The 24314-nt window shown below is 77.8% G+C and carries 25 protein-coding genes and 1 riboswitch; of the genes, 9 read left to right on the top strand and 16 right to left on the bottom strand.

What is annotated here, in order from left to right; all coding sequences use genetic code 11:
* Positions 1–93 precede the first annotated feature (93 nt).
* Positions 94–1791, bottom strand: a complete 1698-nt coding sequence (locus tag ACRYR7_RS10710) for a glycoside hydrolase family 13 protein (protein ID WP_432572076.1) — start codon at positions 1789–1791, stop codon at positions 94–96.
* A 78-nt stretch (positions 1792–1869) separates the two neighbouring features.
* Here ACRYR7_RS10710 and ACRYR7_RS10715 point away from each other — a divergent pair, with 78 nt between their 5' ends.
* Entirely contained in the window at positions 1870–3153 is a 1284-nt protein-coding gene (locus ACRYR7_RS10715; protein ID WP_432572077.1) for an ROK family protein, read from the top strand.
* 52 nt (positions 3154–3205) lie between these two features.
* Here ACRYR7_RS10715 and ACRYR7_RS10720 read toward each other — a convergent pair whose 3' ends face one another.
* The 9 genes from ACRYR7_RS10720 to ACRYR7_RS10760 form a co-directional block, all read right to left on the bottom strand.
* Complete coding sequence (locus tag ACRYR7_RS10720; protein WP_432572078.1) at positions 3206–3937, bottom strand: glutamine amidotransferase; 732 nt, start codon at positions 3935–3937, stop codon at positions 3206–3208.
* 46 nt (positions 3938–3983) lie between these two features.
* A complete protein-coding gene (locus tag ACRYR7_RS10725; protein WP_432572079.1) occupies positions 3984–4550 on the bottom strand; it encodes a GNAT family N-acetyltransferase in 567 nt (188 codons plus the stop codon).
* 105 nt (positions 4551–4655) lie between these two features.
* Positions 4656–5465, bottom strand: a complete 810-nt coding sequence (locus tag ACRYR7_RS10730) for an ABC transporter permease (RefSeq protein WP_432572080.1) — start codon at positions 5463–5465, stop codon at positions 4656–4658.
* A complete protein-coding gene (locus tag ACRYR7_RS10735) occupies positions 5462–6514 on the bottom strand; it encodes an aliphatic sulfonate ABC transporter substrate-binding protein (RefSeq protein ID WP_432572081.1) in 1053 nt (350 codons plus the stop codon). Before ACRYR7_RS10735 ends, ACRYR7_RS10730 begins: the two co-directional genes overlap by 4 nt.
* Positions 6515–6607: 93 nt before the next feature.
* Complete coding sequence (locus tag ACRYR7_RS10740; protein ID WP_432572106.1) at positions 6608–7399, bottom strand: ABC transporter ATP-binding protein; 792 nt, start codon at positions 7397–7399, stop codon at positions 6608–6610.
* Positions 7400–7448: 49 nt separating this feature from the next.
* Positions 7449–7554: riboswitch (SAM riboswitch) on the bottom strand.
* A 76-nt stretch (positions 7555–7630) separates the two neighbouring features.
* Positions 7631–8560, bottom strand: a complete 930-nt coding sequence (gene era / locus ACRYR7_RS10745) for a GTPase Era (RefSeq protein ID WP_432572082.1) — start codon at positions 8558–8560, stop codon at positions 7631–7633.
* Positions 8553–9917: a hemolysin family protein gene (locus tag ACRYR7_RS10750; protein ID WP_432572083.1), complete on the bottom strand. Its 1365-nt coding sequence runs from the start codon at positions 9915–9917 to the stop codon at positions 8553–8555. Before ACRYR7_RS10750 ends, era begins: the two co-directional genes overlap by 8 nt.
* A gap of 11 nt (positions 9918–9928) precedes the next feature.
* Positions 9929–10459 carry an rRNA maturation RNase YbeY gene (gene ybeY / locus ACRYR7_RS10755; RefSeq protein ID WP_432572084.1) on the bottom strand — a complete coding sequence of 177 codons (531 nt, stop codon included), beginning with the start codon at positions 10457–10459 and terminating at the stop codon, positions 9929–9931.
* A 7-nt stretch (positions 10460–10466) separates the two neighbouring features.
* Positions 10467–11534, bottom strand: a complete 1068-nt coding sequence (locus ACRYR7_RS10760) for a PhoH family protein (protein ID WP_432572085.1) — start codon at positions 11532–11534, stop codon at positions 10467–10469.
* A gap of 110 nt (positions 11535–11644) precedes the next feature.
* Here ACRYR7_RS10760 and ACRYR7_RS10765 point away from each other — a divergent pair, with 110 nt between their 5' ends.
* Positions 11645–12601: an aminotransferase class IV gene (locus tag ACRYR7_RS10765; RefSeq protein WP_432572086.1), complete on the top strand. Its 957-nt coding sequence runs from the start codon at positions 11645–11647 to the stop codon at positions 12599–12601.
* A gap of 58 nt (positions 12602–12659) precedes the next feature.
* On the opposite strand, the gene pabB is transcribed toward ACRYR7_RS10765, so the two are convergent.
* From pabB to ACRYR7_RS10785, 4 genes are all read right to left on the bottom strand, one after another.
* Positions 12660–14759 (bottom strand): aminodeoxychorismate synthase component I, encoded by a 2100-nt coding sequence (gene pabB, locus ACRYR7_RS10770; protein WP_432572087.1) that lies wholly within the window; start codon positions 14757–14759, stop codon positions 12660–12662.
* Between the two features lie 19 nt (positions 14760–14778).
* Entirely contained in the window at positions 14779–15951 is a 1173-nt protein-coding gene (locus tag ACRYR7_RS10775) for an osmoprotectant NAGGN system M42 family peptidase (protein ID WP_432572107.1), read from the bottom strand.
* Positions 15952–16078: 127 nt separating this feature from the next.
* On the bottom strand, positions 16079–16597 hold the full coding sequence (locus tag ACRYR7_RS10780; RefSeq protein WP_432572088.1) for a hypothetical protein: 519 nt from the start codon (positions 16595–16597) through the stop codon (positions 16079–16081).
* The gene (locus tag ACRYR7_RS10785; protein WP_432572089.1) at positions 16594–17208 is read right to left on the bottom strand and encodes an RNA polymerase sigma factor; all 615 of its coding nucleotides are present in this window, start codon (positions 17206–17208) and stop codon (positions 16594–16596) included. Before ACRYR7_RS10785 ends, ACRYR7_RS10780 begins: the two co-directional genes overlap by 4 nt.
* Positions 17209–17419: 211 nt before the next feature.
* Here ACRYR7_RS10785 and ACRYR7_RS10790 point away from each other — a divergent pair, with 211 nt between their 5' ends.
* Genes ACRYR7_RS10790 through ACRYR7_RS10815 form a run of 6 tightly spaced genes read left to right on the top strand, consistent with a single transcriptional unit; the run spans position 17420 to position 20097 of the window.
* Entirely contained in the window at positions 17420–17890 is a 471-nt protein-coding gene (locus ACRYR7_RS10790; RefSeq protein WP_432572090.1) for an Asp23/Gls24 family envelope stress response protein, read from the top strand.
* Positions 17891–17897: 7 nt separating this feature from the next.
* Positions 17898–18251 carry a hypothetical protein gene (locus ACRYR7_RS10795; protein ID WP_432572091.1) on the top strand — a complete coding sequence of 118 codons (354 nt, stop codon included), beginning with the start codon at positions 17898–17900 and terminating at the stop codon, positions 18249–18251.
* Positions 18252–18280: 29 nt separating this feature from the next.
* The gene (locus ACRYR7_RS10800) at positions 18281–18460 is read left to right on the top strand and encodes a DUF2273 domain-containing protein (RefSeq protein ID WP_432572092.1); all 180 of its coding nucleotides are present in this window, start codon (positions 18281–18283) and stop codon (positions 18458–18460) included.
* On the top strand, positions 18453–18884 hold the full coding sequence (locus tag ACRYR7_RS10805) for an Asp23/Gls24 family envelope stress response protein (RefSeq protein WP_432572093.1): 432 nt from the start codon (positions 18453–18455) through the stop codon (positions 18882–18884). The genes ACRYR7_RS10800 and ACRYR7_RS10805 overlap by 8 nt, the downstream gene beginning before the upstream one ends.
* Entirely contained in the window at positions 18881–19522 is a 642-nt protein-coding gene (locus ACRYR7_RS10810; protein WP_432572094.1) for a DUF6286 domain-containing protein, read from the top strand. Before ACRYR7_RS10805 ends, ACRYR7_RS10810 begins: the two co-directional genes overlap by 4 nt.
* A complete protein-coding gene (locus tag ACRYR7_RS10815; RefSeq protein ID WP_432572095.1) occupies positions 19519–20097 on the top strand; it encodes a hypothetical protein in 579 nt (192 codons plus the stop codon). The genes ACRYR7_RS10810 and ACRYR7_RS10815 overlap by 4 nt, the downstream gene beginning before the upstream one ends.
* A 170-nt stretch (positions 20098–20267) precedes the next feature.
* On the opposite strand, the gene ACRYR7_RS10820 is transcribed toward ACRYR7_RS10815, so the two are convergent.
* Positions 20268–21008: a DNA-formamidopyrimidine glycosylase family protein gene (locus ACRYR7_RS10820; protein ID WP_432572096.1), complete on the bottom strand. Its 741-nt coding sequence runs from the start codon at positions 21006–21008 to the stop codon at positions 20268–20270.
* A gap of 146 nt (positions 21009–21154) precedes the next feature.
* Between ACRYR7_RS10820 and ACRYR7_RS10825 the strand changes: the two genes are divergently transcribed.
* Positions 21155–22387 carry a saccharopine dehydrogenase family protein gene (locus tag ACRYR7_RS10825; RefSeq protein WP_432572097.1) on the top strand — a complete coding sequence of 411 codons (1233 nt, stop codon included), beginning with the start codon at positions 21155–21157 and terminating at the stop codon, positions 22385–22387.
* A 128-nt stretch (positions 22388–22515) separates the two neighbouring features.
* Here the strand turns inward: ACRYR7_RS10825 and ngg are convergent, their stop codons facing one another.
* Positions 22516–24309 carry an N-acetylglutaminylglutamine synthetase gene (gene ngg / locus ACRYR7_RS10830; protein ID WP_432572098.1) on the bottom strand — a complete coding sequence of 598 codons (1794 nt, stop codon included), beginning with the start codon at positions 24307–24309 and terminating at the stop codon, positions 22516–22518.
* Between the last annotated feature and the right edge of the window lie 5 nt (positions 24310–24314).

Below are 24314 nucleotides of genomic sequence, written 5' to 3' on the forward strand. Positions count from 1 at the left end.
GCGCGTCGTCAGCGACACCGGCCAGAACCTGCGCCAGCCGTACGCCACCCCGCGCGCCGCGACCCGGACCCGCCGCGCGGCCCGTCCACCCGCTCAGCGGGTGGGGCCCTCCTGGTCGAGCCGGCCGCCGCGGGGCTCGTCCTCGAGCCACACGGTGGTCTCACCGGGCACCAGGGTCTCCCCGATCGGCCCGCTGGACAACACGACCCGCCCGGCGGGCAGCGCCACCGGCCCGGTGCCGAAGTTCGTCAGGCACGTCCAGCCGCCGGGACGGCGGAACGCCGCCACGCCCTCGGGCAGGCCCTCCAGCCAGGTCAGCTCCTCCGGGCCCTGCAGGCGGCGCCGCTCGGCCAGGGCCCGGCGGTAGAACGCCAGCGTCGAGGCGGGGTCGTCCTCCTGCGCCTCCACGGCCAGGGGGCCGTACCAGGAGGGCTGCGGCAGGTGGGCCGGCCCGGCGCCGAAGCCGAACGAGGGTCCCTGCGCGCTCCAGGGCAGCGGGACGCGGCAGCCGTCGCGGCCCTTGCGGGTGCCGCCGGAGCGCAGCCAGGTGGGGTCCTGCAGCGCCGCGGCGGGCAGGTCGGCCACCTCCGGCAGGCCCAGCTCCTCGCCCTGGTAGAGGTAGGTGCTGCCGGGCAGGGCGAGCAGGAACGCGGTGGCCGCGCGCGCCCGCCGCAGCCCGCGCGCGGTGTCGGGGGCCGGCTCGGTGCCGCCGCTGAGCAGCCAGGCCTCCGCGTCGGCGCCCTCGGGCAGGGCGTAGCGGCTGGCGTGGCGCACGACGTCGTGGTTGGAGAGCACCCACGTGGAGGAGCTGCCCGCCGCGGCCGCCAGGCGCAGGTTCTCCTCCACGGTGGTGCGGAAGGAGCGCGCCTCGAACGGCGAGCCGAGCAGGTCGAAGTTGAACGCCTGCCCCAGCCCCTCGGGCGAGGCGTAGCGGGCGCGGCGGTGCGCGGGCACCCACGCCTCGGCGACGGCGGTGCGCGGCGGGTCGTAGGAGTCGAACAGGGCGCGCCACTCGCGGTACACCTCGTGCACCTCGTCGCGGTCGAAGAAGCGGTGGGCCCCGTCGGGCAGGTCGCCGGCGGCCAGTTCCGCGGCGCTGGGCAGCGGGTCGCTGAGGTCCTTGGTGAGGGCGTGGGCCACGTCGACGCGGAAGCCGTCCACGCCGCGGTCGGCCCAGAACGCCAGGGTGAGCAGGTGGTCCTCGCGCACCTGCGGGTTCGCCCAGTTCCAGTCGGGCTGCTCGGGGGCGAACAGGTGCAGGTACCACTCGCCGCCGCCGACGTGCTCCCAGGCCGGGCCGCCGAAGGTCGCGGTCCAGTCGGTGGGGGGCAGCTCGCCGTGCTCGCCGCGCCCGCGCCGGAAGACGTAGCGCTCGCGCTCGGGGGAACCCGGGGCGGCGGCCAGGGCCTGGCGGAACCAGGGGTGCCGGTCGGAGGAGTGGTTGGGCACGATGTCGACGACCAGCCGGATGCCCGCGCCGTGCAGGGCGGCGACGAGCTCGTCGAACTGCTCCAGGGTCCCGATGCGGGGGTCGACGTCGCGGTGGTCGGCGACGTCGTAGCCGCCGTCGGCGAGCTCGGAGGGGTAGAAGGGGCTCATCCACACCGCGTCCACGCCCAGGCGCGCCAGGTGGGGCACGCGGGCGGTCAGGCCGGCCAGGTCCCCGGTGCCGTCGCCGTTGGAGTCGGCGAAGCTGCGCGGGTAGACCTGGTAGACGACCGCCTGGCGCCACCAGGCGGTGCGCGGGTCCGCGGCGGCGGGGACGGTGGGGCTGTCGAGCACGTCCGTCACGCGTGGGTCTCCTTTGATCCGGGCACTAAATCTAAGCGGTGACTAAAGTAGAGCCGTGCGAGCGGCGGAGGTCAAGGGGTGAGCGGGGAGCGGGCGGGCGCGCCCGCCGTGCGCAGGCTGCGCGAGGAGAACCTGCGCGCCGTGCTCGAGCGCGCCTGGGACGCCGCCGGGCACGCCGCTCCCCCGGCCGGCGACGGGGCGGGCGGCGGAGCGGCCGACGGCGGGGCGGGCGGCGGAGCGGGTGGTGGCGCGGGCGGCGGGCGCGGGGACGGCGCGCTGACCGGCAGCGACCTCATGGCCGCCACCGGGCTCTCGCGCGCCACCGTGCACGACGTGTGCGAGGAGCTCATCGAGCGCGGCTGGCTGCGCGAGCTGGACGACGCCCGCGCCTCCGGCGCCGCCTACGTCAAGGGCCGCCCCGCCCGCCGCTACGCGCTGCGCGCCCGCGCCGGCGTCGTCGTCGGCGTGGACGCCGGCGTCGGCCGGCTCTCCGCCGCGGTGGCCGACCTGCGCGGCACCGCGCTGGGGCGCGCCTCGGTGCGGGTGGACCACGACCACGAGCGCACCCCCGTCGCGCAGCGCCTGGAGGCGCTGGAGCGCACCGCGCTGGCCGCCCTGGACGACGCCGGCGCCGGCGCCGGGGAGGTGCTCGCCGCCGCGGTCGGGGTGCCCGCCCCCGTGGGCGCCGACGGGCGCACCGCCTTCCGCGGCAACGCCTACTGGGAGTTCACCAACCCCGGCATCTCCGCGCACCTGCAGCGGCGCCTGGGGTGGCGCGCGGTCACCGACAACGACGCCAACCTCGCCGCGCTGGCCGAGGAGCACCGCGGGCACGGCCGGGCGGTGCGCCACCACGTCACCCTGCTGACCGGCGAGCGCTTCGGCGCCGGGATCGTCGCGGACGGCCGGCTGCTGCGCGGCGCGCACGGCGGGGCCGGCGAGATGCGCTACCTGGACCTCGTCAGCGGCGTCGGCTCCGCCGACGGCGTGGCGCGCACCCTGCGCGAGCTGACCGGGGCGCGCGGCGGGGAGGGCGCCCCCGAGCAGGTGCTGGCGGCGGCGGCCGCCGGCGACCGCGCCGCGCTGGGCGCCGTGCGCGCCGCCGGGCGCCGGCTGACGCGGGTGGTGGCGACGCTGGCCAGCCTGGTGGACACCGAGCGCGTCGTGCTCGCCGGGGCGCTGGCCGCCTCGGCCGGGCCGCTGGTGGAGCAGGTGCGCCGCGAGCTGCCCCGGTTCCTGGAGGAGCCGCGGCCCGAGGTCCTCGCCTCGCGGCTCGGAGCCGACGTCGTCGTCCTGGGCGCCGTGGACCGCGCGGTGCGCGAGGTGCGCGAGCGGGCCCTGGAGCTGCACCCGCTGCCCTGAGGGCGCGCCGGACGGGCACGACCCCCGGCACCGGCACCGGCACCGGGAGCGCTCAGCGCCGGTAGCGCTCCACGAACCGCCGCAGCAGCAGCGGCGGCTCGTCGGCGCGCGAGGCGCGCAGGCGCGCCACCACCTGCTCGTACTCCTCGGGCGGGAAGTACCCCGCCCGGCGGTAGACGGTGACGCGCTCGACGATGCCCTCGACGTCCAGCTCGGGGTGGAACTGCGTGGCGTACAGGTTGTCCCCCGTGCGGAACGCCTGCACGGGGCAGGTGGGCGAGGTGGCCAGGACCACCGCGTCCGGCGGGGGCACGCGCAGCGCCTCCTTGTGCCCGACGAACGCGTCGAACACCGGGGGCAGGGCGCCGAAGAGGGGGTCGGCGCGGCCGGCGTCGGTGAGGGTCACCGGCACCGTGCCGATGGGCTCGCCGTACGTGCGGTCCACGACCCCGCCGCGGTGCACCCCCAGGGTCCCCACGCCGTAGCAGGCGCCCAGGAACGGGGCGTCGGCGGCGACCACGCGGTCCAGCAGCGCGGCCAGCTCCCGCTCGACGCGCTGCTGCACGGGCGACTTGGAGGCCTCGGGGTCGGAGGTGCAGAACGGGCTGCCGCCCAGGACGATCCCGGAGAAGCCGTCCAGGTCCAGCTCGGGCAGCGGCTCGCGCTCCAGGCGCAGGCGCACCAGCTCCCCCGGCACCAGGCCGCCGTAGCGCAGGACCGCGGCGTGCTCGGCGTCGGCGACCGCGTCGTCCTCGCGGGTGGCCAGCAGCAGGAACGGTCTCACGCGGCGCACGCTAACCCCTGCCGCGGCGCGGCACCCGGCGGGGCGCTCACCGCGGCTCCGGCCCGCGCACCAGCTCCCGCGGCAGCAGCGAGCCGATCCAGCCGTCCAGGCGCTCGCCGCGGTGCACGAGCAGCCCGCGCACCTCGCCCTCCCGGCGGAAACCGCACTTCCGCGCCACCCGCCAGGAGGCCTCGTTGCCCACGACCGCCCGCCAGTGCACGCCGCGCACCCCCAGCTCGTCGAAACCCCACGCCAGCGCCAGGCGCGCGGCGCGGGTCATCACGCCGCGCCCGCGCGCCCACGGCGACAGGCCGAAACCCACCTCGGCCCAGCCCGCGCCGTCGTGGCGCAGGTCCAGGGTGCCGGCGAAGCGCCCCTCCACCTCGACCGCCAGGGCGGCGCACTCCCCCGCCGCCCACCGCTCGCGCACCTGCACCAGGAAGGCGCGGGCGTGCTCGGGCGAGTACGGGTGCGGCACGGTCGTGAACCGCACCGTGTCCGGGTCGCGGCACTGCTCGACGACCCCGTCGGCGTCCGCGGCGACGTGGCGGCGCAGCAGCACCGCGCCGTCGCCCAGCACCGGTTCGCGCGGCAGTTCCCAGCGTCCGTCCACACCGCCAGGCAACCGCGCCGCCGGCGCGGTGTCCACCGGGTTCCCGCGCTGCCCACCGGGTTCCCGCACCGGACGCGGGGGGGCGCGCAGGAGCGCCGCGCGCCCTCAGCCGCGGTTGCGCTTGACCCGCCGCTCCACCAGGCCCAGCACCACGTCGGACAGCTTGCCCAGCAGGGCCAGCAGCACGATGGCCAGCAGCACCTGGTCGGTGCGGCCCTGGTTCTGCCCGTTGACCATCTGGTAGCCCAGGCCGATCGAGGAGTTCAGCAGCTCGGCGGCCACCAGGAACAGCCAGCTCTGCGCCAGCGCCAAGCGCAGGCCGGACAGCAGCGAGGGCGCGGTGGCCGGCAGCAGGATCTCGGTGAACAGCCGCAGCCCGCGGCGGCCGAACGCGCGCCCGACCTCCACCAGCGCCGGGTCCAGGTGCGAGAGCGCGGAGAACACCGTGGTGAACACCGGGAAGAACGCGCCGATCGCCACGAGAACGATCTTCGGCGCCTCCCCGATGCCGATCCACAGCCCCAGCAGCGGCACCCACGCCAGCGACGGCACCGCGCGCAGCGCGCCCAGCGTGGGCGAGAGCAGGTCGGACAGCACCCGCGACAGGCCGGTCAGCCCGCCCAGCACCACCCCGGCGAGCGCCCCGCAGGCGAAGCCGATGAACACCCGCTGGGTGCTGATGGCGATGTTGTGCTGCAGCTCCCCGGTGCCCCACAGCCGCTGGGCGGCCTGCAGGACCCGCGCCGGCGGCGGCATCTGGTTGGCGGTGAAGACCCCCAGGGTGGAGGTGAGCTGCCACGCCGCCAGCAGCAGCAGCGGCAGCACCGCCCCCAGCAGCCACCGGGGCCGCCCGCGCGCGGCGCGCACCGGTGCGGCGGGTGCGGCGGCCCCGGCCGGCCGCGCGGTGGTGCTCACGAGCCCACCGACGGGGACGCGGAGGCGATGGCCTTCTCGGCGAACTCCGGGGCGAACAGCCCGTCCAGGGCCTCGCCGGCGACCTGCTCGGAGTCCACGTCGCCGGAGGCCGCCATGAGCGGGACGATCGCCTCCAGCACCTTGCGCTGCGCCTCGCCCGGCACCGGGTCGATGTCGAAACCGGTGCGCTCCAGCACCAGCTGCGCCACCTCCGGGGTCAGCTGCGCCTGCTCGGCGTACAGCGAGGCCAGCTCCTCCGGGTTCGCGATCGCCCACGAGCGGGCCTGCCCGTAGGCGTCGACGACCTGCTGCGCCAGCTCCGGGGACTCCTCCAGGAACTGCTCGCGGGCGTTGAGCATCCCGAAGGTGTTGAACGCCACGTTGCGGTACAGCAGGCGCGAGCCGGCCTGGAGCTGGGAGGCGGCCATGTTCGGGTCCAGGCCCGCCCACGCGTCGACGTCGCCGCGCTCCAGCGCCGCGCGCCCGTCGGCGTGCTGCAGGTTGGTGATCTCCACGTCGGAGGCGGACAGGCCCGCCTCGGCCAGCGCCTGCTGCAGGAAGAAGTACGGGTCGGTGCCGGTGGTGGCCGCGATCCGCTTGCCGCGCAGCGAGGCGACGTCCTGCGCGGTGGAGCCCTTCGCCACCACCAGGGCGGTCCACTCCGGCTGGGAGTACACGTCGATGGTGCGCACCGCCGAGCCGTTCGCGCGCGCCTGCAGCACCGCCGAGCCGGCGGTGCTGGCCACGTCGAGGTTGTCGTTGCGCAGGAACTCGTTGGCCTTGTTGCTGCCCAGGGACTGCTCCCAGACGACCTCCAGGCCGGCGTCCTCCAGGATCCTGCGCTGGCGCACCACCAGGCTGAGCGGGTTGTACAGGGCGTAGTCCAGCCGCACCCGGCCGGAGGCGGCGGCGGCACCGCCGCCGGAACCGCCGCCGGAGGGCTCGCCCTCGGCGCAGGCGGTGGCGACGGCGGCCAGGCCGCCCAGGACGAGGCCCAGCGCGGTGCGGCGCGAGCGGAGCGGGGCGGGGGCGGGGCGGGACGTGGGCACGGTTCTCCTCGGCGGGGTTCGGGCAGGCGTGAGCGATGGGCGGGCCGGGCGCGGCCGCCGGGCGGGGTCGGACGGGGTCGGGCGGGTGCGGGGTCAGGCGTGGGCGCGCGGGACGCCGAGCAGTTCCAGCAGGTCCACGCGCAGCGCGGCGAGCGCGGCGTCGCCGCGGTCGCGCGGGCGGGGGACGTCCACGTGCAGGTCGCGCACGACGTGCGCGCCGGCGCGCTCGCCGGAGGTGCCCAGCACCAGCACCCGGTCGGCCAGGTGCAGGGCCTCGTCGACGTCGTGCGTGACGAACAGCACCGTGGCGCCGGTTCCGCGCTGCACGTCGTCGAGCAGGTCCTGCATCTTCAGCCGGGTCAGGGCGTCCAGCGCCGCGAACGGCTCGTCGAGCAGCAGCACGCCGGGACGGCGCACCAGGGCGCGCGCCAGCGCGGCGCGCTGCGCCATGCCGCCGGAGACCCGGCGCGGGCGGTGGCCGGCGAAGCCCTCCAGGCCCACGGTGCCCAGCCAGTGCGCGACCTCCGCGCGGCCGTCGGCGCGCGCGGTCCCCGGCGGCAGGCCCAGGGCGACGTTGCCGGCCAGGTCGCGCCAGGGCAGCAGGCGCGGCTCCTGGAACACCACGGCGGTGCGGGGGTGCACCCCGCGCACCTCCTCGCCGCCGACGCGCACGTCGCCGGCGGTGGGGGTGTCCAGGCCGGCGACCAGGCGCAGCAGGGTCGACTTGCCGCTGCCGGAGGCGCCCAGCAGGGCCACGGTGCTGCCCGGCGCGAGGTCCAGGTCGATCCCGGCGAGCACCTCGTGGACGCCGTCCGCCGTGGCGAACGAGCGGCCCACGCCGCGCAGGGCGACGCCCGCGGCGTCGACGCGGTCGGCGGCGGGCACGCCCTCGGCGGGACGGGACGCGGGACGCGTGGGCACGGCCGGCACTGCTCCTCCATCGGTCCTGGCGTGAGCACCGCACCTCGGCTCCGGCCAGGGAGCCCAGGAGGTTGCTGCGGCGTCGTCGAGCCAGGTCTCTCGGCCGCTCTGGATGGTGGCGACATCAAACGGGACGGGGCCGCGGGTGTCAAAACGGCCCGGTCCCGCCCGTGGACGGGCGGGAGGGGGCGGGGCTCAGAAGCCCAGGCGCTGCATCTGCTTGGGGTCGCGCTGCCAGTCCTTGGCGACCTTCACGCGCAGGTCGAGGTGGCAGCGCTCGCCGAGCAGGGCCTCGACGGAGCGCCGGGCGCGGGTGCCCACGTCCTTCAGGCGGGAGCCGCCGCGGCCGATGATGATGCCCTTCTGGCTCTCGCGCTCCACGTACAGCCACACGTGGACCTCCAGCAGGCCGTTCTCGCGGCGGCCCACCTCCTCCACGACGACCGCCAGGGAGTGCGGCATCTCGTCGCGCACGCCCTCCAGGGCGGCCTCGCGCACCAGCTCGGCGATCATGACGTTCTCGGGCTCGTCGGTCAGCTCCCCGTCGGGGTACAGCCGCGGCCCGGGCGGCAGGTGCGAGAGCAGCACGTCGGCGACGACGTCGACCTGCTCGCCGGTGACGGCCGAGGCCGGCACGACGTCCGCGAAACCGCCCAGCAGCTCCTCGCCCAGCGCGCTGACCGCCACGAGCTGCTCGGCCACCCGCTCCGGGCGCACCTTGTCGGTCTTGGTGACCAGCGCGACCTTCGTCGAGCGCGGCACCGCGGCCAGCGCCTCGGCGATGAACCGGTCGCCGGGGCCGATGCGCTCGTCGGCGGGCACGCACAGGGCCACGACGTCGACCTCGGCGAGGGTCTCGTGCACCAGGTCGTTCAGGCGCTGGCCCAGCAGGGTGCGCGGGCGGTGCAGGCCCGGGGTGTCGACGATCACGAGCTGGGCGTCGGGGCGGTGCACGATCCCGCGCACGGCGTGCCGGGTGGTCTGCGGCCGGCTGGAGGTGATGGCGACCTTCTGCCCGACCAGGGCGTTGGTCAAGGTGGACTTGCCCGCGTTGGGCCGGCCCACCAGGCAGGCGAACCCGGAGCGGTGCACCGGCTCCCCGCGCCCGCTCGGCTGCTCACTCACGCGCCCGACCTCCCGCACCGCTCACCAGTTCCCCGTCCCGACCGTGCTCCTCGCGCTCCCCGCGCCCGTCGCGCCCGTCCCCGTCGCCGGGGGGCTGCGCGCGGTGCACCAGCACGGTGCGCACCCGGTTGCGCCGCCCGCCGCGCGACTCCGCCTCCAGGCGCAGGCCGTACGCCTCGGCCGCCGAGCCGGGCACGACGACCTCCCCGAGGGTCTTGGCCAGCAGGCCGCCGACGGTGTCGACGTCCTCCTCCTCGATCTCCAGCCCGAACAGGTCGCCGAGCTCCTCCACGTGCAGGCGCGAGGAGACGCGGTAGCCGCCGTCGCCGAGCTCCTCCACGTCCGGCGCCCCGCGGTCGTACTCGTCGGCGATGTCGCCGACGATCTCCTCGATGGCGTCCTCGATGGTCACCAGCCCGGCGGTGCCGCCGTACTCGTCGACCACGATCGCCACGTGCGTGGTCTCGCGCTGCATCCGCTTGAGCAGGTCGTCCACCGGCAGGCTGTCGGGCACGAACGCCGCGGGGCGCGCGACGTCCTCCACGGGGGTGCGCCGCGCGTCGGCGGGGTCGTCGTGGAAGCGGCGGGCGACGTCCTTCAGGTACAGCACGCCGAGCACGTCGTCGGCGTCCTCGCCCACGACGGGCGCGCGGGAGAAGCCCGAGCGCAGCAGCAGGGCCTCCGCCTCGTGCAGGCCGGTGCCCCGGCGCAGGGAGACGATGTCGGTGCGCGGCACCATCACCTCGCGCACGCGGGTGTCGCCCAGCTCGAAGACCGAGTGGATCATCCGGTGCTCGCCGGCGTCGAGGACCGAGGTCTCCCCCGCCAGCTCGACGATCTCGCGCAGCTCCGCCTCGGAGGCGAACGGGCCGTGCGGGGTGCCGCGGCCGGGGGTGACGGCGTTGCCGATGAGCACCAGGGCGTGCGCCACCGGTCCCAGCAGCCGGCTCAGCGGCGCCAGCACGGGCGCGGCGAGCAGGCCCACGCTCTCGGCGTGCAGGCGGCCCAGGGTGCGCGGGCCCACGCCGACCAGCACGAAGTCCAGCGCGGACATGCCCAGCCCGGCCAGCAGCAGCACCAGCCACCACGAGTCCGACCAGCTGGCCACGACGACGGTGACGCACACCGCCGCCAGGGTCTCGAAGACCACGCGCAGCAGCGTGCACACGGTCAGCACCGGCGCGGCGGACTCCAGCACCCGGCCCAGGGCCGCGGCCCCGCGCCGGCCGTCGGCCTCCAGCTCGCGGGCGCGGCGGCGCGAGGTGCCGCCGATCGCCGCCTCCGCGGCCGCCACCAGGCCGGCGGCGACGACGAGGACCAGGGCGAGCAGCAGCAGCGGGACGGCGGGGGCCCCCACGGCGGCGGCCCTCAGCCCTCGGACCCGGTGCCCGGCAGGGCGCGGTGCCCGACGGTGGGCGTCGGGTCGCCGGGGCGGCCGATGCGGGCCAGGAAGCCCAGCACGAGCCGGCGCTGCAGCGTGAACATCTCGCGCTCCTCCTCCGGCTCGGCGTGGTCGTAGCCCAGCAGGTGCAGGATGCCGTGCGTCACCAGCAGCAGGACCTCGTCGGCGGTGGCGTGCCCGGAGGCGGCGGCCTGCGCGGCGGCCACCTGCGGGCACACCACGACGTCGCCCAGCAGGCCCGGCTCGGACGTCTGCCCCTCCCGGCCCGGGCGCAGCTGGTCCATGGGGAAGGACATGACGTCCGTGGGGCCGGGCTCGTCCATCCACTGCTCGTGCAGGCGCGCCATGGCGTCGCTGTCGACCATGAGCACGGACAGCTCCGCCAGCGGGTGCACCCGCATCTCGTCGAGCACGTGGCGGGCCAGCGCGGCCACCTCCACGGTGTCCACGCCGCGGCCGGCCGCGAAGCTGCTCTCGTCGACGACGTCGATGCTCACGCGCGGCTCACCTGCGCCCGCGCTGCTCGCGCTGCTTGCCCGGCGCCGGGCGGGCGTCCTCCCAGCGGCCGTAGGCGTCGACGATCTCCGACACCAGCCGGTGGCGCACGACGTCGGTGCTGGTCAGGCGGGAGAAGTGCACGTCCTCGATGCCCTCGAGGATGTCCTGCACTACCCGCAGGCCGGACTCGGTGCCGCTGGGCAGGTCGACCTGGGTCACGTCGCCGGTGACGACGATCTTGGAGTTGAAGCCCAGGCGGGTGAGGAACATCTTCATCTGCTCCGGCGAGGTGTTCTGCGCCTCGTCGAGGATGATGAACGCGTCGTTGAGGGTGCGCCCGCGCATGTACGCCAGCGGGGCCACCTCGATCGTGCCCGCCGTCATCAGCCGCGGGATCGAGTCGGGGTCGAGCATGTCGTGCAGCGCGTCGTACAGCGGGCGCAGGTACGGGTCGATCTTGTCGGTGAGCGTGCCGGGCAGGAACCCCAGCCGCTCGCCGGCCTCCACCGCCGGGCGCGTGAGCACGATGCGGTTGACCTGCTTGGCCTGCAGCGCCTGCACGGCCTTGGCCATCGCCAGGTACGTCTTGCCGGTGCCGGCCGGGCCGATGCCGAAGACGACGGTGTGCGAGTCGATGGCGTCGACGTAGTGCTTCTGGTTCACCGTCTTGGGGCGGATCGTGCGCCCGCGGTTGGACAGGATGTTCAGCGTCAGCACGTCCGCGGGGCGCTCGCTGCCGGTGCCGGCGGCCTGGGCGCGCAGCATCGCGACCGAGCGCTCCACCGCGTCCGGCGACAGCGGCTGGCCGGCGCGCAGGACGGCCAGCATCTGGTCGACCAGGCGCTCGACGAGGGCGACCTCGCCCGCGGAGCCGGACACGGTGATCTCGTTGCCGCGCACGTGCACGTCGGTGCGGGCGAAGGCCCGCTCGAGCACGCGCAGCAGCTCGTCGCGCGGGCCCAGCAGGGAGACCATCGGCACGTCGGGCGGGACGACGACGACGTGGCGGGCGCCGGCGGGCGTCTCGACGCCGGGCACGCCCTCGGCGCGGGGGGTGGGGTCGTTGCTGGCCATGGTCGGCCCGGTGGGCCGTTCGCCTCCGTGGTGAGGGGGTGCTCGTCGCGGTCAATCGTAGCGAGCGCCACCGACGGCGCCCGTCCGCGCGGTGGGCCACACTCCCCCGGGTGAGCAGCAGCCCCGCCACCGACCCCGCCACCGACCCGGGCGCCGACCCGAGCGCCGACCCGAGCGCCGCCCCGGGCGCCGACCCGGCCGCCGCGGGCGGCCCGCCCGCCGTGCGCCCGCGCACCGCCGTCCTCGGCCGCGGCGAGGTGCCCTGGGACGCGCCCGTCGCCGCCGCCGACGACCTGGGCCTGTCCCGCGGCGACGGCGTCTTCGAGACCCTGCTCGTGCGCGGCGGGAACCCGGCGCGGGTGGTGGGCCTGCAGGCGCACCTGGAGCGCCTCGAGCGCTCCGCGGCGGCGCTGGAGCTGCCCGCGCCCGACCGCGCGGCCTGGGGCGCGCTGGCGCGCGAGCTGGCCGCGGGCGTGCCCGCCGGCGCCGAGGCGACGCTGCGGCTGACCCTGACGCGCGGCGCGCCGGGGGCCGGGCCGACCGGCCTGGCGGCGCTGCGCCCGCTGCCCGCCGAGACGCTGCGCGCCCGCGAGCGCGGGGTGCGGGTGGTGGCGCTGGCGCGCGGCACGTCCGCGCACCTGCACGCCGAGGCGCCGTGGCTGCTGGGCGGGGCCAAGACCCTCTCCTACGCCGTGCACACCGCCGCGCTGCGCGAGGCCGCCCGCCGCGGCGCCGACGACGCGCTGTTCACCTCCACCGAGGGCCTGGTGCTGGAGGGGCCCACGGCGACCGTGCTGTGGTGGGCCGGCGGGCGGCTGCTGACCACCCCCGCCGGCCCCAGCGGCATCCTGGAGGGCACCACGCAGCGGGCGGTGTTCGCCGCCGCCGGGGCCGAGGGCCTGCCCACCGGCGTCGAGGAGGTCGCGGTGCCCGGGCTGCTGGCCGCCGAGGCGGTGTGGCTGGCCTCCAGCGTGCGCGGGGCGGTGGAGGTCACCCACCTGGACGGCACCGCGCTGGCGCGCCGGCCGGAGCTGACGCGGCGGCTGCGCGGCTGGGCGCTGGCCTGAGGCACCGGGCCGGGGGCCGGGTCGGCGCACCGGGCCGGCGCGCCGGCGGCGCCCCCGCTCAGGCGGGCGCGTCGCCGAGCAGCGCGCGCAGGGACGCGCCCGCCTTGAGGACCATCTCGTCGAACTCCGCCTGCGGGTCGGAGTCCAGCACGACCGCCCCGCCCGCCCCGGCGCTCCAGCGCCCGTCCGCGCGCACCAGGGTGCGGATGACCACGGACAGGTCCGCGGCGCCGGTGAGGGAGAGGTAGCCCAGCGCGCCGGAGTAGACGCCGCGGGCGCGCCGCTCCAGGGCGTCGACGACCTCGGTGGTGCGCAGCTTGGGGGCCCCGGTCATCGAGCCGGGCGGGAAGCAGGAGCGCACCGCGTCCAGCGCGCCCAGGCCCGGGCGCAGCCGCCCGCGCACCGTGGAGACGAGCTGGTGGGCGGTGGCGTACGTCTCCACCGCCATCAGCTCCGGCACCGCCACCGAGCCCACCTCGCACACCCGGCCCAGGTCGTTGCGCAGCAGGTCCACGATCATGAGGTTCTCCGCGCGGGTCTTGGGGTCGCGCGCCAGCCGCCGGCGCAGCTCCCCGTCCTCGCGCGGGTCGCCGCCGCGCCGGGCGGTGCCCTTGACGGGCTTGGCCTCGGCCCAGCCGTCGCGGTCCACGCGCAGGAACCGCTCCGGCGAGGCGGAGACGACGTCCACCCCCGGCAGGCGCAGCAGCGCCGCGTAGGGGGCGGGGTTGGCCCGGCGCAGCCGCCGGTGCGCGGTGAGGGGGTCCACGGGCGCGTCCGTGCTCGCCTGCGCCGTCAGGCACACCTCGTAGCTCTCCCCGGCGCGCAGCACCTCCCGGCACGCCTCGACGGCGGCGAGGTACTCCTCGCGGGTGCGGTCCAGCAGCGGCGCGACGACCCGCTCCGGCAGCGGCGGCACGGCGGCGCCCTCCGGGCGCGGCGGGTCCCGGGGCAGGTCCGCCAGGGCGAGGGCGGTGCCCTCCAGCCAGGCGCGCGCGTCCTCCTCCGCGGCCGCCGCGGCCCCGGGGGCGCCGTCGGCGCGCACCAGGGCGACGAGGTGGGTGCGGCCGGCGTCGTGGTCGACGGCGGCGAAGCGGTCGGCGAACAGCCACGCCGCGTCGGGGGTGGGGGCGCTGCGCGCGGTCGGGGAGCCGCAGTCGGCGCGCACCTCGTAGCCGAGGTAGCCGACCCAGCCGCCGGCCAGGTCGAACGGCAGCGCGCGCGGGTCCTCGCCGCCGTCCTCGCCGCCGACCTCGATGCGGCGCGCGGCCAGCTGCGCGCCCAGGTGCTCGAAGACCGAGCCGGGCGCGCGCCGCTCGCCGGCGCGGTCGCGCACGACGACCTCGCCGTCGGCGACGCGGTACGTCAGCACCTCCGCCTCCGGCCCGCCGGCACCGCCGAGCAGGGAGAAGCGGCCGGTGCCCGGGCCGGGGCGGGCGCTGTCCAGCCAGAACGCGGGCCCGTCGCCGGGGGCCAGCACGGCGAACGCCGCCTCCGGGTCCACCGCGCGCTCCAGCACGCGGGTGCGCAGCCGGTACGCGCGCGGCGCGGCGGCGACCGGCACCGGGACCGCCGCGCGCACCGCCCGGCGCGCCGAGCGCAGGAAGTTGCCCACGACGCTCGCGCCGTGCTCGGTGCCGATCGACTCCGGGTGGAACTGCACGCCCGTGAAGGGCCGCTCGGTGTGCCGCAGCCCCATCACGACGCCGTCCTCGGCCCAGGCGGTGGCCACCAGCGGCGCCGGCAGCGGCTCGGCCACGCACAGCGAGTGGTAGCGCACCGCGGCGAAGCCCTGCGGCACCCCGGCGAAGACCCCGCGGCCGTCGTGGCGCACGCGCGTGACGTGCCCGTGCCGGGGCTGCGGGGCGCGCACGACGGGGGCGCCGGCGGCCAGCGCGATGCCCTGGTGGCCCAGGCAGATCCCCAGCACCGGCACGCGCGCGCGGGCCAGCACCTCCGCGCTCAGGCCGAAGTCCCGCTCCACGCCGGGGTGCCCGGGACCGGGCGAGATCACCACGGCGTCCACGCCGGTCAGGTCCAGCTCCGCGGGGGTCAGCGCGTCGTTGAGCACCACGACCGGCTCGGCGCCGGTGAGCCCGGCGACGAGCTGGAAGACGTTGTACGTGTACGAGTCGTGGTTGTCCACGAGCAGGACGCGCACGCCGGGGCCCGCGCGCCGCTCAGCCGAAGGCGCCGTCGGGCACGACGGTGCGGTCCACCGGCTCCATCTGCACCGGCTGGACGCTGTCGGAGGGGAAGTCCGCCAGGTCGCCGTGCTCGGCGCGGTCCCACTCGTCGAACGTCAGCCCGCTCTGCAGGTACACCACCAGCAGCCGGGCCAGGGCGACGAGGCCGTCGAGGTGGGTGCGCTCGTGGCCGTGGCTGGACTCCAGGCCGAAGCCGAGCAGCGCGGCGCGGGCCTCGATGCCGGCCTCCAGGGCGGGGGCGGCGTCGGAGCGGTAGTGGCGGTACACGTCGCGCACGGCCGGGATGCCGTGCGCGCCGGCCAGGGCGTGCAGCCGGCGGGAGAGGTGGTAGTCGAAGGGGCCGGTCATGTCGAGCATGCCGACGCTGACCAGCTCCTCGCGCGAGGTCTGCCCCTCGGCCACGACGGCGTTGTCCACGGCGACCAGCTCCGCCAGGTCCTGCGAGAGGCCGTGGGTGGCGCCGAAGCCGACCTCCTCGCCGATGGTGACGAGGAACTGCGCGGTCACCGCCAGCGGCAGGTCCGCGTCGCGCAGGGCCTTCAGCGCGGCCAGGCACGCGGCCAGGCCGGCCTTGTCGTCCAGGTGGCGGGACTTCACGTACCCGCCGCGGGTGATCTGCGGGGCGGCGTCCAGGGCCACGAAGTCGCCCACCTCCACGCCCAGCGCCCGCACGTCGCCGGCGCTCTCCACCGGCTCGTCGATGCGCACCTCGACGACCTCCCAGCCCACGCCCTGGGTGTCGATCTCGTCGCCGAAGGTGTGCCCGGAGCTCTTCAGCGGCAGCACGGTGCCCGTGTACACGCGCTCGAAGTCGTCGGTGAAGATCGTCACGTGGGCGCCCTCGGAGAAGCGGGCGCTGTGGCTGCCGACGGGCACGACCTCCAGGCGGCCGTTGTCCTTCACGCGCTTGACCATCAGCCCGATGGTGTCGGCGTGCACGACGACGGCGCGGCGCACCACGTCGGTGCGCCCGCGCAGGGTGGCGCGCAGCATGCCGCGGCGGGTCAGGTCGAAGGGCAGCCCGAGCTCCTCGATGCGCTGGCCGACCAGCTGCATGACCGCGTCGGTGCGCCCCGAGGGGCTGGGCGTGCGCAGCAGCTCCATGAGCGTGGAGGTCAGGTACTCCACGTCGACGGGCGCGTCCACGGTCCCGGCGGCGACGGCGGCGCTCGACGGGGAGGCGTTCTGGCGGGGGCGCTCAGCGGTGCTCACGGCGCCGATACTGCCGCCTGCGGGGGCCCCGCTCCCAGCCGGGGCGTGTGCCCGCCCCCGCCTACGCCCCGTCCCGCGGGGAGCGGCCCAGGCCGGCGGCGTCGACGACCACGTCGCCGACGTGCACGTGCACGTCCACGCCCGCCGCGCCGGGGCTGAGGTCCCCCAGCAGGTCCGCCAGCCGGGCCCCCACGGCGTCGCGCACGGCGCGGGCGGTGGTGGGCAGGTGCTCGCCGAAGACGACGGACACCTCCACCGTGACGCGCTCGAGGAGGTCCTCGGCGCTGGTGGCGCAGGCGATGCCGACGGCGGTGGCGCCGGCCACGCCGTCGACGGCCTCGCGCAGCTCGCCGACGACGACGTCGCAGGCGACGAGGTACTCGCCGAGCGCGTGCCGCCCGCGCACGGGGGCGCTGGGCCGGTGGGCGCGGCGGGCGCGGGCGAGCAGGTCGTCGCGCACGGCCCGCCAGCCGGTGGGGGTGTGCACGCGCAGGGCGCTCGCGGCCTCGGCCAGCACGCGCAGGCCGTGCTCGGGCGCCTGCGCCGCGGTGCCGGCGGGGCGTTCGGGCTCGGGGGTCACCGCCACTCCTCCAGGGTCGTCGCGAGCGTGGTGCGGGCCCGTTCCAGCAGGCCGCGCACGGCGGTGCCGCTCGTGCCGAGCACGGCACCGATCTCCTCGTAGGTCAGGCCCTCCACCTCCCGCAGCAGCCAGGCCGAGCGCTGCCGCGGCGGCAGCAGCTGCAGGGCCAGGTCGAGCGCGTGGCGGAGAGCGCTCTCAACGCTGGAGCGCTCCGGGTCCTCGCGCAAGTCGCGGATGCGGTCGACCACCTCCTCCACCGGCACGTGCGGCCGGCTGCCGGAGGCGGGCCAGCGCCGGGCGCGGGCGAGCACGGCGTGGCGGGTGAGGGTGAACAGCCAGGTGCGCAGCGAGGACTCGCCGCGGAAGGAGGGCAGGCCGCGCCAGGCGGCCAGCAGCGCCTCCTGCAGGCAGTCCTCGGTCTGGTCGCGGTCGTCGAGCAGGCGGGCGGCGTAGCGGTGCAGGGCTGGGCCGTGGCGGTCGACGATCGCGGCGAAGGCGTCGCGGTCGCCGAGGGCGGCCCGGCGCGCCAGGACCTCGTCGGTGCGCCGGTCGCCGGGGGCGGGACCGGGGTGCACCGGTGGCGGTGCTGGGGTGCGCGCTCGCTCAGCCACGACAGGGTGCTCCATCGCTCGTGATCCGCCCGGTCGGGCAGGGGGGATCACAGCACGTGCGGCGCCGGCGCACGACTCGAGCACCCGGCCGATCGGGTGTGACGCGGATCACACTGTTGAGAGCGTGACGATCCGGCCCGCGGCGACTCCAACCCCTGCGTCGGACGAACACCGGTCGAGACAGCGGCCGGACGACACGAGGAGGAAGACCATGACCGAGACCACCCACCGCACCGCCGGCAGCACCGCCGCCGCCCCGGGCCGCACCACCGCCCCGGCGCGCTCCGGCCTGGCCAGCGAGCACGGCTCCACGACGATCGCCGACACCGTGGTCTCGAAGATCGCCGGCATCGCCGCCCGCGACGTCTCCGGCGTGCACGCCCTCGGCGGCGGCGCCGCCCGCGCCGTCGGCGCCCTACGCGAGCGCATCCCCGGCGGGCGCGTGAACCACTCCCAGGGCGTCTCGGTGGAGGTCGGCGAGCGCCAGGCCGCCGTGGACGTGGAGCTGATCGCCGAGTACGGCGTCGCCATCGCCGACCTCGCCGCCGCGGTGCGCCGCAACGTGATCGCCTCGGTGGAGCGGATGACCGGGCTGGAGGTCACCGAGGTCGACATCGAGGTCTCCGACGTGCACCTGCCCGAGGACGACGAGGCCGAGCAGCGCACGGCCCGCGTGCAGTGAGCCGGCGGTGACCGAGCAGACCCCGGTGCCGCCCGGCGGCGCCGCCGCCGAGGAGCGCGCCGTGCAGCGGCTGGCCGACGACCTGGCCGCTGCCGCCGGCGCCGTGCCGGGCGTGGCCCGGCTGCACCCCGGCGCCCTCGGCGAGATCGGCACCTACCTGCCGGGCCGCCGCGTGGCCGGCGTCCGCCTGCGCGGGCAGGTCCTGCGCGGCGACGGCACCGTCGAGGTGCACGTCGTGCTCGCCGCCGGCGCCGGGGTCCGCGAGACGGCCGCGGACGTGCACGCCGCCGCCGCGCGCGTGCTGCGCGCGGCCGGCGTGCACGCCCCCGTCGCGGTCCACGTCCAGGACGTGGCCGCGTGAGAACCGCTGGACCGACACCGGGAGGAACCGTGTCCTCATCCACCACCGGCCTGTTCGCCGGACTGCTGCTGGCGCTGGTCGCCGGGACCGCCGGGCTCGGCTGGTTCCTGCTGGCGCTGCTGTTCGCCGCCGTCGGCTACGGCGTCGGCGCCCACCTGGAGGGCCGCGTCGACCTCACGTCGCTGCTGCCCGGCCGGGGCCGTGGCTGACCGCACGGCGGCGGAGCCGCGCGCCGCGCTGCACCGGGCCGACCCCGGGCAGCGCGGCCGGCTGACCGTCGCCGACCGCGTCGCGCAGCGCCTGGCGCAGGCCGCCGCCGCGGAGGTGCCCGGCAGCGTGCGCACCGACCGCGACCGCTCCGGCGGCGGGGTCGGCGCCGCCGTGGGCAGCGCCGTGGGCGGCGCGCTGGGGCGCGCCTACCCGTCGGCGGACTGCACCCTGGCCGGCAACCGCGTGCGGGTGCGGGTGCGGGTGGCCGCCGCCTGGCCCGTGCCCGCCCCCGACCTGGCGGCGCGGGTGCGCGAGCAGGTCACCGGCCGGCTGACCCGGCTGGGCGGCCTGGTCGTCGACGCCTGCGACGTCACGGTCGCCACCTACGTCCACGAGGTCCGCGAGAGCAGGAGGGTCCAGTGAGCACCCCGCGCACGACGGGCGGCACGCCGCTGTCGCCGGCCAAGCGGCCCACCGGGGCCGGGCGGGTCGGCGCGGTCGGGCCCGTGCTGGCGCTGCTGCTGCTGGCGCTGGCGCTGGTGCTGGGCCGCGAGGCCCTGGTGGCCTGGGGCTCCCTCGGCGGCCCGGCGTGGGCACCGGCGGTGCTCGGCGCCGTGGACGGGCTGCGCCCGGGCCCGGCCGTGGCGGCCGGCGGCGCCGCGGCGGCCCTGCTCGGGCTGTGGCTGCTCGCCACCGCCTTCGCCCGCCGCTCGCGCCGCTCGGTGGCGGTGCGCGGCTCGGCCGCCGCCTCCACCACCACGCGCGACGTGGCGCGGCTGGCCGGCGGCGCCGCCCGGCGGGTCGACGGGGTCCTGGAGGCCTCCGCCAGCGCCGGGCGCCGCAGCGTGGAGGTCGCCGTGGAGGCGACCACCGAGCGGGTCGAGGAGCCCGTGCGCACCGCCGTGAGCGAGGCGCTGCGCGCCCTGGACCCGGTGCCGCGGGTGCGCGTGCGGGTGCGCGCCCCCTCGGCCTCGCCCACCGCCGCACCGGTGGGCACCGCGCCCGCGACGTCCACCCCCGGCCCGCTGCGGGGGTCCGTGCCCGAGGAGGTGGGCCGGTGAGCCGCGGGGTGCTCGGCCTGGACCGCGTCGTGACCGCCCTGCTGGGCCTGGTGCTGCTCGCCGGCGGCGCCGCCGCCGTGGCGTGGTGGGGCGGCTGGCTCGCGCGGGTGCTGCCCGGCGCGCCGCGCGAGCTGTCCACCGCCGGGGCGGACGGGGTCGTGGAGGCGGGCTGGTTCGCGGCCGCCTGCGCGGCGGCCGCCGTGGTGCTGGCGGTGCTGGCGCTGTGGTGGCTGCTGGCGCACGTGCCGCGCCGCGGTGCGGGCACGCTGTCGCTGCCCGGCTCCGGCGCCGGCGGTCAGCTGCGCCTGGAGCCCGACGGCGTGGCCGACGCCGGCGCGCGGGAACTGGAGCTCACCCCCGGGGTGCGCTCGGCCGGCGGGCGGGTGCTCGACGACCGCGGCGAGCTGGTCGTGGAGCTGCGCGCCACCGTGGAGCCCACCGCCGACCTCGGCGAGGTCGCCGCGGCCGCCGACGGCGTCAGCGCCCGGCTGCGGCAGGTGCTCGGGCGCGACGACGCCCGCGGGCGCGTGCTGCTGTCGGTGGCGCGCGACGACCGCTCCCCCCGCGTGCGCTGAGACCCCCGCACCCGCCGGTCCGGCAGGTGCGGGTGGGCACCGGGCGATCCGCCCGCCCCGCGGCTCCGAACAGCGGTGGGGCGCCCGGTGCACCGGGAGCAGGGGGCGGCCCCCAGGACGGGCGGTCGCGCGGGGTCCAGAGAACGGCCCCGCGCGGCCGCCCCCGCACGTCAGGTCTGCTCGACGGGGCAGGCGTACGAGGTGCGCCCGCCCACGCGCGCGACGCGCACCGGCGCGCCGCAGCGCCGGCACGCCTCCCTCTTGTAGACCCACCGCTCGTCGGGCGCGGCGGGGTCGCTGACGACCTGACCGGCCTCGGCGCCCAGCTCCAGGTGCCGCACCGCCAGGTCCCACAGCCGCCCGGCCTCCCCGTCGTCGACGCGCCGGGCCGGGTCGACCCCGGCCAGGAACAGCAGCTCCGCCCGCCACGCGTTGCCGATGCCCGCCCACACCGACTGCTCCAGCAGCGCCGCCCCCACCGAGGAGCGGGCCCCCACCAGCCGGTGCACCGCCTCCTCGCGCGAGGCGGCCGGGTCCAGCGGGTCCGGGCCCAGCGCGGCCAGCAGCGCCTCGCGCTGCGCGTCGTCCAGCGCCTCGCAGGTGGTGGGGGCCAGGAGCGCGAACGCCGCGGCGTCCGCGCCGATCAGCAGGCGGGTGCCGCGCGGCGGCGAGTCCGGCCAGGAGCCGTAGCGCAGGAACAGCCCGCGCATCCCGAGGTGCACGTGCACGGCGGGGGCGCCGTCGAAGGCGTACAGCAGGTTCTTGCCGACGGCGCGCACGCCGCGCAGCAGGCGACCGTCGAAGGGCCCCGCGTCGAAGCGGCCCTGCGGGCTGCTCACCCGGACGGCGCGCCCGGCGAGCGCGCCGTCCTGCTCGCGGGCGTGGCGGTGCAGCAGGTGTCCCTCGGGCACGGCTCCCCCGGTCTCCTCGCTCGGACGCCCATCCTGTCCCGGCCGCGCCGCGCCCGCCCCCGCGGGCCGGGTGGCCGGGTGTCCGGGTGGCCGGGTGGCCGGGTGGCCGGGTGGCGGGGTGCCGGGCCGCGGTTACGGTGGACCGGGTGCAGCGCGGACGCGAGCTCGACGTGGTCCTCTTCGGCGCGTCGGGGTTCGTCGGCCGCCTCACCGCCGCCCACCTCGCCCAGCACGCCCCGCCGGGCACCCGGGTGGGCCTGGCGGGCCGCTCGGTGCAGCGGCTGGAGCGGGTGCGCGCCGGCCTGGGTCCGGCGGCCGGGCGGTGGCCGCTGCTGGGCGCGGACTCCGGCGACGAGGAGTCACTGCGGGCGCTGGCCGGCAGCGCGCGCGTCGTGGTCACCACCGTGGGGCCCTACCTGCGGCACGGGCTGCCCCTGGTGCGCGCCTGCGCCGAGGCGGGCACGCACTGCGCGGACCTCACCGGCGAGGTGCTCTTCGCCCGCCGCAGCGCCGACGGGTTCCACGAGGCCGCCCGCGCCAGCGGGGCGCGGATCGTGCACTCGTGCGGCTTCGACTCCGTGCCCTCCGACCTGGCCGTGCTGCTGACGCACCTGCGGGCCGCGGCCGACGGCGCCGGGCCCCTCACCGACGCCGTGCTGGAGCTGCGCTCCGCGCGCGGCGGCGTCAGCGGCGGCACCGTGGACTCCCTGCGCCTGCAGCTCGACACCGCCCGCGAGGACCCCGCGGCGCGGGCGCTGCTGGCCGACCCGTACGCGCTCAGCCCCGACCGCGCCGCCGAACCCGACCTCGGCGAGCAGCGCGACCTGTTCCGCCCGCACCGGCGCGCCGAGGACGGCGCGTGGGCCGCGCCGTTCGTCATGGCCCCGTACAACACGCGCGTGGTCCGGCGCAGCAACGCGCTGCTCGGCCACGCGTACGGGCCCCGGCTTCGCTACCGCGAGGTCGTGGCGTTCACCGGCCCGGCCGCCCCCGCGGGCGCGCTCGCCGTCACCGGCGCCCTGGCCGCCCTCGCCGGGGCGCTGTCGCTGCGCCCGGCCCGCCCGCTGGTGGACCGCCTGCTGCCCGCCCCCGGCAGCGGCCCGGGCGAGCGCACCCGCCGCACCGGCCGGTTCCGCGTCGAGCTCGACGCCCGCACCGGCGGAGGGCGCCGCTACCGCACCACCGTGGCCGCGCAGGGCGACCCCGGCTACGCCGCCACCGCCGTCATGCTCGGCGAGAGCGCCCTGGCCCTCGCCCTCGACGGCGACGCCCTGCCCGGCGCCGCCGGGGTGCTCACCCCCGCCACCGGCATCGGCACCGCCCTGGCCGACCGGCTGCGCGCGCGGGGCTTCACGCTGCGCACCGACGCGGTCGCGTGAGCCGGGCACAACGGCGCCGACGGACCCGGGGTCCTCGCCCGGGTCCTGCCCCGGTCCCGGCCCGAGTCCCCGTCCGGGCGACCGGACGGGACACCCCCGGCGGCCGGGCGGGACGCCCCCGTGGACCCCTACCCCTGCACGCGCCGCGTCTCGGGGAAGAGCAGGTCCAGGAACCGCTGCGCGGTCGGGCGGGGCTGGTGGTTGGCCAGGCCGGGGCGCTCGTTGGCCTCGATGACGACGTGCTCGGGCCCGGAGACGTCGGGCACGAGCAGGTCCAGGCCGGTGACGGGGATGCCGATGGCGCGGCTGGCGGCCACGGCGGCGTCGACCAGGTCGGGGTGCAGGTCGTCGGTGACGTCGTCGATGGTGCCGCCGGTGTGCAGGTTCGCGGTGCGGCGGACCTCCAGTCGCTCGCCGCGGGGCAGCACGTCGTCCAGGGAGTACCCGGCGTCGCGCACGACCGCCTCGGTGGTGGCGTCCAGCGGGATGGTGGACTCCCCGCCGGTGGCCGCGTGGCGGCGCCGGCTCTGCCGGGCGACGAGGGTGCGGATGTCGTCGGTGCCGGTGCCGATGACGGCGGCGGGGCGGCGCACGGCGGCGGCGACGACCTCGTGGTCGATGACGACGATGCGCAGGTCCTGCCCGGCGACGAACTCCTCCACCAGGACGTCGGGGCAGTTCGCCGAGGCCTCGGCGACCGCGCGGCGCAGGGCCTGGCCGTCGGCGACGCCCACGGTGATGCCCTTGCCCTGCTCGCCGCGGGCGGGTTTGACCACGACCGGGCCGGTCTCGGCGATGAGCCGCTCGGCGGCGGCGAGGCCGCCGGTGTCGGCCAGGGGGTCGGGGGCCAGCTCCACCGCGCGCGGGACCCGCACGCCGGTGGCGGCGAGCAGGCGCCGGGTGACGCGCTTGTCGTCGCAGCGGCTCATCGCCACCGCGCTGGTCAGCTCCGAGAGGGACTCGCGCGTCAGCAGCGAGCGCCCGGCGTACGTCAGGCGCATCTCGCCGCTGGGGGCGTCGGTGACCTCCACGCGCACCCCGCGGCGCAGGGCCTCGTCGGCGACGATGCGCGCGTAGGGGTTCAGCTCGCCGAGCTGCTCCGGCTGCGGGGCGAACAGCGGGCGGTTGATGGGGTTCTTGCGCTTGACGACGACGGGCGCGGCGGGGCGGAAGCCCAGGCGCCGGTACAGGGCGATGGCGCCGTCGTTGTCGTGCAGGACGGACAGGTCGAGGATGGCGCGCCCGCGCGCGACGTAGCGCTCGGCGAGGACCCGCACGAGCGCCTCGCCGGTGCCGCGGGGGGCGGCCTGGGGGTCGGCGGCCAGGCACCACAGGCTGGCGCCGCCGTCGGGGTCGCCGAAGGCGAGGACGTGGTCGACGCCGGTGACGGTGCCGACGACCTCGCGGGTGCGGGTGTCCTCGGCGACGAGGTAGGTGAAGGTGCGGGTGCGGTGGTTGGCCCACATGACGTCGGGGTCGGAGGCCACCATGCCGTTGGCCGCGTAGAGGCGGTTGACGTCCTCCAGCTCGGAGCGCTCGCGGACCATGCGCACGAACACGTCGGGGTTGCGGTCGCGCGGGGGCCGGTAGCGCGCCAGGTCCAGGCGGAACGTGATGGAGGGGTCCATGAACAGCTCGTGCGGCGCCAGGCCCACGAGCACCTGCGGTTCGCGCACGTACATGGCGATGTCGCGCTCGCCGGTCTCCTCGGCGCGCAGGGCGTCGACGACGTCGCGCTGGTCGGTGAAGGTGTGCCCGAACACCAGCCGGCCCCAGCCCATGTCGAGGGCGACGTCGGTGGCCATGTCGCGCGTGAAGTGGCTGGGCGGGCGCTGCCAGGTGCGGCTGGAGATGGCGGGCGCGTCGGTCCGCCCGCGCAGGCCGGCCACCCTGCCCCGGCGCCGGATCCCCGCGGAGCTCATCGTGG

The organism is Kineococcus gurbantunggutensis (assembly GCF_050871925.1).
Taxonomy (GTDB): Bacteria; Actinomycetota; Actinomycetes; order Actinomycetales; family Kineococcaceae; genus Kineococcus.

What these genes read in the sequence shown, in the direction of transcription:
- ACRYR7_RS10790 (WP_432572090.1), top strand. Translation starts at nt 17,420, where the DNA reads ATGACCGAGACCACCCACCGCACCGCCGGCAGCACCGCCGCCGCCCCG.
- ACRYR7_RS10760 (WP_432572085.1), bottom strand. Translation starts at nt 11,534, where the DNA reads ATGGCCAGCAACGACCCCACCCCCCGCGCCGAGGGCGTGCCCGGCGTC.
- ngg (WP_432572098.1), bottom strand. Translation starts at nt 24,309, where the DNA reads ATGAGCTCCGCGGGGATCCGGCGCCGGGGCAGGGTGGCCGGCCTGCGC.